Raw genomic sequence first — 11,973 nt, 5'->3', positions numbered from 1 at the left:
ATATTACGTTGAACATCCAACATTCCTTTCCAGCCCCAAGCACCACAAAAACAAGAGAATAAAGAAAAATCTCCCTAATTATCAGCGAACGATATTAAAAGGGGTTCATCTGCTTCAGAAATGAACTCTTCCATATCAGTTAGCGGAAGGAATAAATTATCAGTTGTTGCTTGATTGGGTAAATAAGTTGGGTTCTTTGTGTTGTCTTTCAGATTTAATTTCAATCTCAACAAACAAATCTCACCGTTTATAGATGAGCACGCATACAAATCAGTATTTCCTAATCTGGAAAGTGAGACGCAGGGAGATGCATTACATGTAAATGATTCCACAATCTTTCCTGTATTAATTTCTAAAGTGATTATATCACCGTTAAAATAGGGCACATAAATAAGATGCTCATCTTTAAATACAATATCGCTATTGAATGAAATACCATTTGCATCGCCCCAGGGTTGAGGAATGTCCAATCCATTATAATCAATAAATTCAGCAATGACACTAAGAGATGGAAATTCATTAATTTGGTAACTAAACGGCGGGTATCCGCCTCCAATTATCAATCTGTCTCCTTCCAAATCAAAAGTACATACTCCAGGGGCAAAAAGGACATTAATATATTTTGTATATAGCTTAATTTCTCTTCCTTTTAATTCAAAAAAACGCACTTTTCCCGTATCTTCTGAATCTGTTATCAAGATGGCAATGATATGACCACCAGGATGAACACAGATTTGTTTTGTATATACTTCAGTAAGCGCTACTCCATGATTAATCGGTTTTAATGTATCGAGGTCAAAGAACTCCAGCTTGAATGAACCCAGATTAGCTGCTATTAAAAGATTCGATTGTGGGATAATCGAGATACATGAATATCCATTCAGATCTGAGTTTAAGCTATTAATTAATACTTCGCCACAATGTCTCAGCACTTTTTTCCTTTTAAAATCCCATTCAATATTTTCAGATTCTAACCCCGCAAACCAAATTGAGTCAGCATCGCTAAAACATCCATCGAGAATTATGAATCCCAAATCATGATAATATATTACTTCTAACCCATTTTCATTACTTTCTAACAGGCCAAATTCAGAAGAGTTATCAAATATAACTAAAAGTATATTTTCATTTGATTTTGATTTAATAACTCTTTTTTCGAGTTTAATTTTAGCTAAGATTTCCATTTTTAATATTTTTTTTTACAGTTTTCGCTTTGTCTCTAACATTTTTTATTCTTGCTTTATCTATTTACTTCTGAAAGGTAAGATTCCGGATAATGATAAGAAAACATAACTTTAGTTTTTGCCGGAAGTGCCGTTTCTAATTTACCTTTACATCCAGGCATTTCAACACCAGAGTAAGGTTCAAGTTATTTTATCATGAGCGCCTGTTTTGTCAATCTCTTCCAGTAAATAATACTCAGAAAGGTGGCCATTCATTGCACTGCAAAAAAGACACTTTATATTTCCACAATAATCACACCTCTATTAAACAGAACCAATGTATAAAATTGATCTTGACATATTATTTGGAACCATAAAAAACTGTAAATTTATCTTTTTCAACGGATGCGTTGGTCAATTCCGCAACAAAAACGTTTCAGGGCAATAAAATAGTATTTGCGGGGGACTTTGTTTGAGTGTTTGTAACAGTTATAGTAGATGAAATTCCTTAGGAAATGTCTATAAAAAGGAAGTGGAATGTTTCCAGATGGGATCAAAAAGCAAAAAGGCTATAGGAACTAAAGTGGATGCTAAGAAATTTAATTTCTATTTGGACTCGTTGCAAGTAAAAATTAACCTTTACAAAACATCTCTAATAAATAGTTAAAAATGGGTCGCCTCTGTAATTTAGCTATGTGTAGAAAGCAGATTAATGAATTTATTAAAAACAATGAAAAATCTTATCCTATTTATAATTTCAACAACTCTTTTATTGAGTTGCACCCAAACTAAACAAAAAGAAGAAGAACAATTAGACAAAAATGAGCAAGTAAAAGATGTTATAGGTAAATCCGTATCATTGTCCGTTAAGCCAAACGTATTTAAGCTTTCTGAACTTCCTGATACTGTAACAATAACAATGACCAATAATACAACTGACACTATTACAACAGGATTACATTACTATATTGAAAAATTAGAAAATAAAGAATGGAAAGAAATCTCCCCAAAGGATATGCTGTTCCACGACCTTGGTTGGCAGCTACGACCAACCGATACTAAAAATTTCGAGAAGAAATTATATAAAGATCAAATCAGCTATAAAGTAGGCAAATACAGAATTGTCAAATATTATCTCAACTCTGATTATCAAAAAACAAAAAAAGATTTTCATATGTATGCCGAATTTGAGGTTGAATAAAAACGGCTATGCTCCCTAAAAAAAGAGATAGTTCATTGTTTAAAACAATGAACTATCTCTTTTAAATGACCTAATACGGTTCCAATTCTAAAGTATTCTTTTGATTTAATCGGTTAACGCTGATAGTTATCTTCCAATACCTTAATAATATCAGATTCTCGGAAAAAGATCTTCCATATCTAAAATATCCTGAGTTTGCTAATTATGAACGCGTAGTCTGTCTTGAAAGAAATTTTCAGGGAAATATTCTTCCGTGATCAAATCGCTCTGCAGCCAATTGATGACACAAAAAATATCCTTCTATGTCATCTTTATTTGGATTTAACTTACTTAAATTGCTTTCAAAATTGTATTTTTACTATAATTCCGACCAGAGTATCATTTATAAATTTAACAGGTGTTGTTGTGAATTGCTTTGAAAATTATAACCTATGCGCTTTCAAATCAAACTTCGATTTTACAGGAAAAGAATACCGGCATATATGAAAACCGCAGGTGCTTTTTGCTTCGGCTTTTTCTATATATTGACCCTGTGTCAGTGTAATAGCCCAACTCAAAAAGAATCAGCGGCGACTAAAACAATATCGGAAGTTACAGCGGTTAAATCGCCTTTGCCAACCGCTAAAACCAAGAATAGTATATCAATAAATGTAAACCAAGGGACGCAGGCAATAAGCTGGGCCACAATCAACACTGATTTTATAACCACTTGCCTGAATCCATTTCTGGCTTCGAAAAAGATTAAATCCGATTGTACTCATTGTGATAAAATCATGTTCAGCTTTTCTTTTGTTGTAGATGGTAAGGGAAAAATTCAAACTATATTGAAGGAAGGGGAAAATATCAGTTGTATCAGAATGAGTGAAACAGATAAAAAGAAGCTGGAAAAAGAAATTCTGATCTATTTGAAAAAGCTGGTTTTACCTGCTTCATTTTATAAGACTATTTATAAAGGCAGCCTGGGTTTTATACGTAAATGTTAATTGAATCTTTGTGTATTGGCGTTGTTCGATTAGGGTAACGGTAAAAAGTGTTAGGATAAAAAACTGGTTTGGCTATTCCCCTTATTTCAAGGATGTTTTTGAAATTGAAAATACAGATCCGGAATTTGGCATGTTGAAAGGCAGACAAATAGGAGGTTATAATTGGAATATAAATCAAATAGAATCCTGAAAAGCGTATTGTAGTTGGTCCCCCAAGGTATAACTGAAGCTAATTTAGACATTAAAGCACAGCATATCAATGAAATAGAAAGTATTGCAGGCTGGGGAATCAACAAATATATACTGAACGGAATTGGATTTTATCCAGATCTTAAGTCGGCACCGGGTGACCTTGATTTTTTTGAGCCTAAAGAGTTTTTTGGAGCGGGAGGTTTTACCGTCAGGGCCACAATCATTTCTCAAAAGTTATGTCTGCTGCTGGTAAAAAATAAGGTCAAAGGTTTAAGTTATGAACCGATGACCTGCTGAAATTTAATTGAATAACAGTTCATAAGAGGTGGGTGTGTCAAATAGATATGAATTAACTTGATCAATCCTTATTGCTTAATAATAGTAAGGGCAACATTTTTATTCTTCAAATTATTCCATATCTCAAAGCCATTATCAGCTACTTCATTTAAATAAAAAATTTTTTTACGATGACTGGAAGGGCCAATACCTTGTGAAAAATCTTCGTCTTTCTTTAATCCATAATTAATCGCATTAAAGAAAGATTTAATAGCTTTCTCTGGTTTTTTTCCTATCAATCTCAATTCAATAAGTTCAATTTCATTACTTAACTGCCTTCCCCCAGTCCCTTCAATTGAATACTCAAGAATACCTTTATCATAAAAGCTCCAAGTATCGTCAACAGGCACCTCCTTTGAAATAAAAAAAAATCTATCGTATTCTTCATTTATTAAGCTGTTGTAATTTTCTAAGTTAAAATCAACCTGCTTATAACTAGTCATGGTTCTATCAATTGAAGATCTGTATTCGAAAAAGCAATCTACTTTATGTTTTAATGCTATTTTCTTTACAAAACTTAAAAATCTTTTACAATCAACTATAACATATATATAGCTCATAATTATTTAATTATACTTAATGATGACTTGCGCTTTTTTTTTCTATATTTTGAATCTTTCCCATACCCCACTTTATTGCATATTTCATTGAATGTGACCCTCTGTTTCGGATCAAACTGACCGACCGACTGGCTGCCGAGCGTGGTAGCGGATGCCTCACAAAGTATTACCAAAGATAATTAATTCCTTTTGACCTACGAGCTGGCACCGATAAAGTAGCCCCAACCTGCCTATCATTCCCTTCACCCGCCTTTTTATAACAGAACAGACGTTCTTGACAGACCGTCTAGTCAGGCATTTCAAAGTCGTCTCAAATAAGGCGATATAAACGATTCATTCCCTAATATAGACACACGCCTATCGGCTGGACAAATAATAGCTTATAGGCTATTATTTGGGCTCAGAATTTCAATATTAACTGATCAATTAGAACTAAAAAAAGCGGCCTGAGAGCTAAAAGGGATCACCTTTTCCCCGAAATGAAGGGGTCAGTTTTGCCGAAACTCCCACATTCTTACCGAGTATAGACTTTACTTTGTAAACTCAAAGACCAGTAAACGTTCGATGATACCGTCTTTGTAACTGCCTTCTCTAAAATTTTCTTGTGCCCACTCCAAAGCTTTGTCTTTACCATATAATAAAAGAACAATGCAGGTAATCATTAATAGCTCTCTTTCCTGATATGAATTATAAAATGTATATAAAAAAGGATGTTTGTCTATGATGCCCAGATAAATACTTTCAAGTGTTGGGAAAATACTGATCAAATTAAATGCCCCTGATTCAAGTTCATTTTTTATTTCTTCTACAACTTCCGTTAAATTAACTTCAGTTTTATAAGGCACGGACAGGAACATGTTAGATTCAGAAAAATGGCTTATACTACCCGCGAAAATTGGATATTTTGATAAGTGATCAGTAATAAAGAAGCTTTCGATCTTTTTAACACTTGGATAATATAACCCAATTGTGCATGCGACATAAATAGTATTGGGATCCGAGCGATGTAGTCTCGCCGAAAAAGTAATTTTCTCCTCTCGATTATAATCTGACTTTATTTTTCTCACAAAGTCACGTTTGCCTTTTTCTACAAATTGTCTTTCCAATAGAAGAGGTCTAAACTCAGAGATGACCTCATCCAATATATTACTTAATCCTTTTGACATATTCCTTGAATGTAATGGTTCTAATTTGAAATCTCAGTCATCATCTCCAATATGAAGGGTTAGCTTTTTCCAATAAGGCTCTGTTCTTTTTATTGTTAGCATGAACCAGTTTCTGTACCACAGGTCTATCTTCAGTAAAAGAAGCAATATCTACGGGCTTATCTATTTCCTGCCTCAGAGTCACATGTTAAACTTTATACTTCAACATGTAACCGAGCAAAAAAATCATCAAAATTATTTGCCAGCAGCCATAAATTTTGATATTTCACTTCCTCAGGCATTACAGCCCCAGTTTCATCATAATAGTCTTCCGCGTCCCACTCAGCTTCATGATCCCAAAAATATATAAGCCCATAGTTCTCTTTCTTTAACGACATCACAATTTGGTTCCCCATACCATCAGTAGCAAAGGGTAAAAACTGTGAGGGCATTCGGTCTTTATAATTCTCGATATTCCAAAAAATATCATAAGCACCTTCTTCTTCAGGATCTTTTCCATAAAACACCCCTATACTTGATCCTTCAAAGATAAAATCCAGCTGACTCGAATCCTCATCATGAATATATTGAGCGTCTATTGATATAGGTTCAAATATTACTTCCTCGTCAAAATCAGAAACACCATATTTCATTAAAAAATCCCGAAGACCATCGGGTAGTCTGGCTCCAATATCGTTTTCGATAGTTAAGATTTCATCAATATTTAAAGTAGTATCAGTAGGGAGATACATTTTATTTATTCCTCCCAAGCGTTCTATCTCATCTATATAACTCATTCTATTAGTTTTTATGGCGTGCATTTTTATTTCTTTGCATGTATCAAACCTTTTTGCATTTATTGAAAATACGCTAAAATCTCCACCTACATTTACGAGCAAAAACTCTTCTGAATACCCCCTCCTCCTCTTCCAACACATTACAAAGATTAGAAGTATAAAAGTCTGTTTTTCCATCAACTATAGAAAACTCCGATGGCAACCACCCAGGTATCGAATACATATTCACTAAAAACTTAAGGCTTAAATACTCCTGCATCGTCAGCCGAAATGAACTGAAGACCTTCGACACCACCTTGTAAAGCAGCTTCTTTAAATTTATCAGAACAAAATAATCTTCTGTTAAAAATCCAACTATTAATCATGAATATATCATTTTTAACTTCAGAACCCTTAAGTTTTAATGTCCATATTTTTTTAACAACCCCATTTTTATCGAAATCAATTTTAGAATTTTCGTAATCAATCATGTCTTCGCTGTCGTAAAATTTCACATACTTATATTGTTTATCTGAAACCGGCTGTAATTGTTTATTTAGTATATGGAGCTTCGTACTCGTAAAATTACCTGTATTGAACTTATCAAATAATTCTAAAAGATGATTAGAAATAAAGAAACCACCAGAATCATATCGCAGGTCAAAGGAATAGTGTTTATCTCTTGTAATAAACCACAACTCTTTCGGCAACTCAACCTTGCTATTTATCAACTTCCTCCAGTCTCCTGAGTCCGAATTTAAAGGTGTAAAAGGATCTTTGGGATTAAGTTCTGAATGTAAAATACCCTCAGACAAACCAATAGGTGTATATTTCCCTGTTTTTTCAAATATTCCAAAATAGTTTTCCATGTAATTATTCAATCTTTTGAGAATTTTCCACTACCAACTGGTAATGGGTCTTTTCACCAATTGCCAATTCGCCAATAAACTCTTATCAAAGAAATACAGCTCCTTTTTGTCCTTACTAATTGTTAAGCCCAATTCAGGAAAAACATAGTGCGCTTTTCTTTCAATTTTAGGTTCTTTGGCAATCAGTGATTCTATTCCAATTTCGTTTGTAAGATCAGTATTAAACATAGATATTTTTCCAATAAATACCTCCAAATTAATATAAAGCTGAGTAAACTTTCCTTTATCAAATCTATACCCAATATCATCGTATTGAATTATATATTTAGACGACAAATCAATATCTCCTCTATGGTCAGTATTTATCAGTACTGACAGTATTGATAATTTAACCCCAAAATGGTAATCACCAATACTTTCATAGGGTCTAAAATTTAAATTCTCCATATTTTAATCAGCCACCTGTTTATAATTATACTCATTAGCGACCACTTCATCATAAATTAATATTTCAAGAAACTTTTCCTTTTCGAAATTTAAATAAAGATTTAAGTTTAAATAAGCAAAATAGTATAAATCTCCTCTCCTGATATATTCATTTTGGCTTAAAAAAGAATCAACCATATCAAATGTCAAGATCTGCCCATCAAGAATAAAACTTTCTACATTTCTTACAGACAATGTTACTATTTCATTTTCTTTATTAAGCTCAAAGTAATACTTAACACCTTCAATCTCTTCCTGTAGACATCTTTTCTTTTGTTTTAGAAAAACGCTATTAATCCTTGTATTGCTTACAACCTCAATCATAGTTTAAAATGTTACGCCTTCTTAAAAGTAATGCTATTTATTTGATTTGATTTTATATGTTCAACAAAAATCTCAGATACCACAATGCTTCGCCAAAAGCATTGGATGTAAATATTATCCAAAGCATTTTCTGGAATGGTAATTGCTGTTAAAAGCTAAATGTAAACCTATGAACGCAGCCACCGATCCGATAATTAAATGCACGGAAATAAGAGATATATTAGCTTCCCGGGATAGTAACGAAGTATATTTTGATTTTAGCAACTGGATAAAAACGCTTGTTCCATTTTGGGGAAAATCGATTGCACAAATTGCTGAAAATACTGGTTTTTACCAGGAGAAAACCTCCGGGTATTTGAATATTGCTAAAAACTCATTTGAGTTGATGGACGGATGGCGTTCGGGAAGTATCAAAAAGGTTAAAATCAGGCGGAGCGAAATAGACGGTTCAATTAGCTACATGCGGAACGGCTCTGTTCTTACCAATGTATCAAATCTAGTTTTCTCACCGGTTAGCCGTAATGCTGCATCCGCACTTCGTGGCTGTCTGAACCTGGCGTCAGGAAGTTATTCAGATGAACAATTGCCAGGTGTTGTTGCACAGCAAATTTATTGCCTTGCTGCTGTCAGAACGCTGTTCCCTGTTGAAGATTCTAACCTGATTGGTTACCTGCCTGCAAATGTGACCATCCACGGAGGGAATGATCCAAAAGATCTGGATAATTACCATCTAATGTTCCAGATCGCGGCAGAACGGCTTGATTTGTCGATGCAGGTAAAAGCAATGAATGAAGAAGCAGCTATGATCTGGAAAAACTTTAAACAGCCCGTTGCCTGGGAAATCCCTGATCTAATCTGGACAGAGAAAACAGACTCTTTATCCACTCAACTCTATTATGCAAACAGGGCCGCATTTTACGCACAAGGAAGGGAATAAGCCCTCCTGGTAATCCTGATGCTGTCCCGCTGACTTACGTTGTGCAGAAGGGGAAAAGGAGGTACTTTGCTGGGTGGTAAGCGGTGATTTTGATGCTTCAGTGATAACGAGCAAATCCTACCTGGTCATTGATGACCGCTACCGTGAACTCTACAGGATAATGAACCTTCAGGTAAAGGCTTTGGTAACTTTCAACTACATGAGATGCTGAGTGGGTTCTGTCGCATCTATTTGTAAAGATCCAGGATATTTAAGCACTCTAATTTAGACTGCCAATTTACAGAATGATTTGAACATAGTAATTCCAGGATTAATCATCTGACTCTTTCTCAACATATGTACTATATCAATTCCATTTATAGTTCTCTTTGCAGATTCAAAGTTTTTAAAACCTACTTGAATCAATTATTAAGTAACTAATATATATATACAACTTCAATTTTACTCAAAACCTTATCATTAATTAATTAATTAATTATAGGGTTTTTCCTTAATTCAGAATTCATCTTACGTATGTTTTTATTTAGAACTCCCTGTATCTTTTTTTTCTCCTTTTCATAATTCTTAGCACAACTGTCAAGTTCTTGTAATAAAGTATAAAATCTAAGATAAAGTGTGCGTAACTCCTCTATACCTTCACGGGTAATTAGATTCTCTTCTTCATTTATTTTATATTTTACTAAACGATTAAATTCGTCAAATTTCCTATAAGCCTCAATCATAGTCTGATGCTCTCTTTTGCTTATTTTTTGCATTATCAATTTGGTAATTACAAGCTTGAAAATAAATCAATTCTTTAAATCAGTTATAGTGCGTGGAAGTAGTATACTTTCATTGCATTCAACAACAGGATTACGAAGTGGTCTGGTCGGTAAGTATTGCTCTCTGTTTCTATCCATGTTGCCTGTCATGATACTAATGGCTTTATTAATCAAGAGTTCTCGTTCGTCCCCCAATGCATAAACCTTTAGTTGTTCAAGTTCGTTAAGATGAAAAACGGGCTCGATACCTTTATTATATCCTCCATCAAAGTTTGCATTATACAATTTATAAATACAAGGATAAAGATTCCAGCTTTGTTCCTCCGGATTTCTATCATCTGTTATTGCAAATCCAGCCATATTTTTGCCAACCGTTTTTTCGCCTATAGTTATAACCTCCATATAAGGTTTTAGGTTATTAATTATTATTTCTGAAGCAGAAGCTGTATGGTTACCACATAGGATATATATTTTACTTATATTAGGTCTTTGCATTCTAAGAATATCATAGCTAACTGCACTTTCATTCATTTCTAAGGTTTCTTTAAATGACTGATCAATAGTTCCTCCATTCTTATTGCCTTCAAATCGTATAAAAAAATCATTCGCATTAATATTGGGTGCTAACAGAATACACAATGCAGCAGCTGAGGAAATGTCGCCTCCGCCGTTATATCTTAAATCCAGAATTATTTCAGTACATGATTGATTTTTAAATTCAGTAAATTGCTGAGCAAATTGCTGAGCCATACCTACATCAAAATGAGGTATCTCAAGATAACCGATCCTTTTATTTTCCATTAAAAAAATATTTTTGTTCAATGGCTGACCAAATGTGAGAAAGCTCATAAGATTTATCTCTTTAGGTAAAGTAAATCCGGTTTCAGTGCTATAATTAATTATGGTCAGATTAGCGCTTGATGCTCCTTCAAGGCTATGGTAAAGTTCTTCATAATTGGCTTGATTAACAGCAACATTATTAATTTGGGTAACAAGCTGCCCTCTTTGCAATCCATAATTTTTTGCGGGAGATCCTGCCAAAACATATAACACAACCCCATATGCTTGTCCGTCATACATAGTAAACCCCATCTCAAAGCCAAAGCTCCTTCTAATGGATTGTGAAATAGTTTGTGGAAGAGAGGGATGATAAGCATAAGAAAAACGATCTTCGGGAGAAAGCAATTCTGAGAAAAATTCTTCCGGGCTTAAAGAGATATCCCCTTTTCCTTTTATATTGTCATTCCAATAGTAATACTTTTTCATTTGATCATACATCCACTGGTTCACATATTCATTAGTCCCTTTTTCAAATATAGGAACAGTATCATCACTTTGACAACTTATAAGTGCAAAAACAGAAAATATGAGCAGTATAATTGCCTGAAATTGTTTCATTTTTGAAATGTATTAGATTGTATTATTCTTGTTGAAAATCAAAATATTGCGTTAAGTCAATACTGCCTGTAACACCAGTGAACGTATTACTTTCATCTTGGGTTTCCTCAAGAACAATCATTTTTGATTTATTGCTTTGCATTACCATCTCAACAATTATTTGCTTCCCTCCAATATAAGATTCGTTAGTTCCATGCTTTACAAGTTCTACTTTTATAACCGGGGGCGGGTTAAAAGGATATTCAACAAATGTGCTGAAATCTTCTTTCGTTATGTTTTGTGCAACTCCTAGTACTTGTCCGCTTAAATTCCTGATTATAGCATCTAAAGCCCCGGTATAAGTGCTGCCGGAATAGGCTCCCATATTAGGAAAAATAAATTTATAACCTGTACGGCCTGTCTGACTTAATGACCCTTTTTTAAAAGACAGTACATTGTCTATAAAATAGTCTTTTTTATAAAAGAAAGATATTGTGTCCCGTGGAGCGGCATTTGCATATGTATAAGTATGGATCGTCAGACCCGTTTGATAATCTTTAATATGTAAGACTTCATCCTGATTGTCAAAAGAAACAAACTCATAGATCTCGTTAATATTTTTAATAAATATGTCCTCATCATCAAATAAGAGTGGTTTTGCGTTTGCATCAATATTTATCGAATCTGTAGCATAAGCTATTATGGTCATCTTACCACGCGTTTGGGAAGGATAGTAAGGCAGGAAAGTATCTTTCTCACAGGCTGTAAAACACAAAACTGCCATTACAAAAAAGACAGTTTTTATTAAAATATTTTTAAACATATTTACCTAATGGTTTTTTAAATTGAATGTGGTGCGCTGA

General features: G+C 33.8%; 14 protein-coding genes. 4 read left to right on the top strand and 10 right to left on the bottom strand.

Features of this window, described 5'->3' with window-relative positions; all coding sequences use genetic code 11:
* Window positions 1-74 precede the first annotated feature (74 nt).
* Window positions 75-1,184: a hypothetical protein gene (locus tag EPI11_RS17180; RefSeq protein WP_128391227.1), complete on the bottom strand. Its 1,110-nt coding sequence runs from the start codon at window positions 1,182-1,184 to the stop codon at window positions 75-77.
* 691 nt (window positions 1,185-1,875) lie between these two features.
* On the opposite strand from EPI11_RS17180, the gene EPI11_RS17175 reads away from it, so the two are divergent.
* The 3 genes from EPI11_RS17175 to EPI11_RS17165 all read left to right on the top strand — a co-directional run bounded on the left by EPI11_RS17175 (window position 1,876) and on the right by EPI11_RS17165 (window position 3,836).
* Window positions 1,876-2,364, top strand: a complete 489-nt coding sequence (locus EPI11_RS17175; RefSeq protein ID WP_206619137.1) for an immunoglobulin-like domain-containing protein — start codon at window positions 1,876-1,878, stop codon at window positions 2,362-2,364.
* Window positions 2,365-2,846: 482 nt separating this feature from the next.
* A complete protein-coding gene (locus EPI11_RS17170; protein ID WP_128391225.1) occupies window positions 2,847-3,347 on the top strand; it encodes a hypothetical protein in 501 nt (166 codons plus the stop codon).
* 204 nt (window positions 3,348-3,551) lie between these two features.
* On the top strand, window positions 3,552-3,836 hold the full coding sequence (locus EPI11_RS17165) for a hypothetical protein (RefSeq protein ID WP_128391224.1): 285 nt from the start codon (window positions 3,552-3,554) through the stop codon (window positions 3,834-3,836).
* Window positions 3,837-3,904: 68 nt separating this feature from the next.
* Here the strand turns inward: EPI11_RS17165 and EPI11_RS17160 are convergent, their stop codons facing one another.
* The 6 genes from EPI11_RS17160 to EPI11_RS17135 all read right to left on the bottom strand — a co-directional run bounded on the left by EPI11_RS17160 (window position 3,905) and on the right by EPI11_RS17135 (window position 8,035).
* Window positions 3,905-4,435 (bottom strand): hypothetical protein, encoded by a 531-nt coding sequence (locus EPI11_RS17160; RefSeq protein ID WP_128391223.1) that lies wholly within the window; start codon window positions 4,433-4,435, stop codon window positions 3,905-3,907.
* 530 nt (window positions 4,436-4,965) lie between these two features.
* Window positions 4,966-5,601 (bottom strand): hypothetical protein, encoded by a 636-nt coding sequence (locus tag EPI11_RS17155; protein ID WP_128391222.1) that lies wholly within the window; start codon window positions 5,599-5,601, stop codon window positions 4,966-4,968.
* Window positions 5,602-5,795: 194 nt separating this feature from the next.
* A complete protein-coding gene (locus EPI11_RS17150) occupies window positions 5,796-6,518 on the bottom strand; it encodes an SMI1/KNR4 family protein (RefSeq protein ID WP_164879198.1) in 723 nt (240 codons plus the stop codon).
* A gap of 95 nt (window positions 6,519-6,613) precedes the next feature.
* The gene (locus EPI11_RS17145; protein ID WP_128391220.1) at window positions 6,614-7,225 is read right to left on the bottom strand and encodes an Imm43 family immunity protein; all 612 of its coding nucleotides are present in this window, start codon (window positions 7,223-7,225) and stop codon (window positions 6,614-6,616) included.
* Between the two features lie 30 nt (window positions 7,226-7,255).
* A complete protein-coding gene (locus EPI11_RS17140) occupies window positions 7,256-7,672 on the bottom strand; it encodes a hypothetical protein (protein WP_128391219.1) in 417 nt (138 codons plus the stop codon).
* 3 nt (window positions 7,673-7,675) lie between these two features.
* Window positions 7,676-8,035 carry a hypothetical protein gene (locus EPI11_RS17135; protein WP_128391218.1) on the bottom strand — a complete coding sequence of 120 codons (360 nt, stop codon included), beginning with the start codon at window positions 8,033-8,035 and terminating at the stop codon, window positions 7,676-7,678.
* Window positions 8,036-8,204: 169 nt separating this feature from the next.
* Between EPI11_RS17135 and EPI11_RS17130 the strand changes: the two genes are divergently transcribed.
* The gene (locus EPI11_RS17130) at window positions 8,205-8,972 is read left to right on the top strand and encodes a hypothetical protein (RefSeq protein WP_128391217.1); all 768 of its coding nucleotides are present in this window, start codon (window positions 8,205-8,207) and stop codon (window positions 8,970-8,972) included.
* Window positions 8,973-9,439: 467 nt separating this feature from the next.
* Here the strand turns inward: EPI11_RS17130 and EPI11_RS17125 are convergent, their stop codons facing one another.
* From EPI11_RS17125 to EPI11_RS17115, 3 genes are read right to left on the bottom strand one after another with little or no spacing between them, the layout of a single operon-like run.
* A complete protein-coding gene (locus EPI11_RS17125; protein ID WP_128391216.1) occupies window positions 9,440-9,727 on the bottom strand; it encodes a hypothetical protein in 288 nt (95 codons plus the stop codon).
* A gap of 33 nt (window positions 9,728-9,760) precedes the next feature.
* Complete coding sequence (locus EPI11_RS17120; RefSeq protein ID WP_128391215.1) at window positions 9,761-11,131, bottom strand: S41 family peptidase; 1,371 nt, start codon at window positions 11,129-11,131, stop codon at window positions 9,761-9,763.
* A gap of 22 nt (window positions 11,132-11,153) precedes the next feature.
* The gene (locus tag EPI11_RS17115; RefSeq protein WP_128391214.1) at window positions 11,154-11,894 is read right to left on the bottom strand and encodes a hypothetical protein; all 741 of its coding nucleotides are present in this window, start codon (window positions 11,892-11,894) and stop codon (window positions 11,154-11,156) included.
* Between the last annotated feature and the right edge of the window lie 79 nt (window positions 11,895-11,973).

Origin of the sequence: Flavobacterium cerinum (assembly GCF_004028155.1) — a bacterium.
GTDB classification, from domain to species: domain Bacteria; phylum Bacteroidota; class Bacteroidia; order Flavobacteriales; family Flavobacteriaceae; genus Flavobacterium; species Flavobacterium cerinum.
This window is presented reverse-complemented; position numbering and strand designations above follow the sequence as displayed.

Bases quoted from the DNA above. Each gene is read 5' to 3' on its own strand.
- EPI11_RS17180 (WP_128391227.1), bottom strand. From the start codon at position 1,184: ATGGAAATCTTAGCTAAAATTAAACTCGAAAAAAGAGTTATTAAATCA.
- EPI11_RS17175 (WP_206619137.1), top strand. From the start codon at position 1,876: ATGAATTTATTAAAAACAATGAAAAATCTTATCCTATTTATAATTTCA.
- EPI11_RS17170 (WP_128391225.1), top strand. From the start codon at position 2,847: ATGAAAACCGCAGGTGCTTTTTGCTTCGGCTTTTTCTATATATTGACC.
- EPI11_RS17160 (WP_128391223.1), bottom strand. From the start codon at position 4,435: ATGAGCTATATATATGTTATAGTTGATTGTAAAAGATTTTTAAGTTTT.
- EPI11_RS17155 (WP_128391222.1), bottom strand. From the start codon at position 5,601: ATGTCAAAAGGATTAAGTAATATATTGGATGAGGTCATCTCTGAGTTT.
- EPI11_RS17150 (WP_164879198.1), bottom strand. From the start codon at position 6,518: ATGTGTTGGAAGAGGAGGAGGGGGTATTCAGAAGAGTTTTTGCTCGTA.
- EPI11_RS17145 (WP_128391220.1), bottom strand. From the start codon at position 7,225: ATGGAAAACTATTTTGGAATATTTGAAAAAACAGGGAAATATACACCT.
- EPI11_RS17140 (WP_128391219.1), bottom strand. From the start codon at position 7,672: ATGGAGAATTTAAATTTTAGACCCTATGAAAGTATTGGTGATTACCAT.
- EPI11_RS17135 (WP_128391218.1), bottom strand. From the start codon at position 8,035: ATGATTGAGGTTGTAAGCAATACAAGGATTAATAGCGTTTTTCTAAAA.
- EPI11_RS17130 (WP_128391217.1), top strand. From the start codon at position 8,205: ATGAACGCAGCCACCGATCCGATAATTAAATGCACGGAAATAAGAGAT.
- EPI11_RS17125 (WP_128391216.1), bottom strand. From the start codon at position 9,727: ATGCAAAAAATAAGCAAAAGAGAGCATCAGACTATGATTGAGGCTTAT.
- EPI11_RS17120 (WP_128391215.1), bottom strand. From the start codon at position 11,131: ATGAAACAATTTCAGGCAATTATACTGCTCATATTTTCTGTTTTTGCA.
- EPI11_RS17115 (WP_128391214.1), bottom strand. From the start codon at position 11,894: ATGGCAGTTTTGTGTTTTACAGCCTGTGAGAAAGATACTTTCCTGCCT.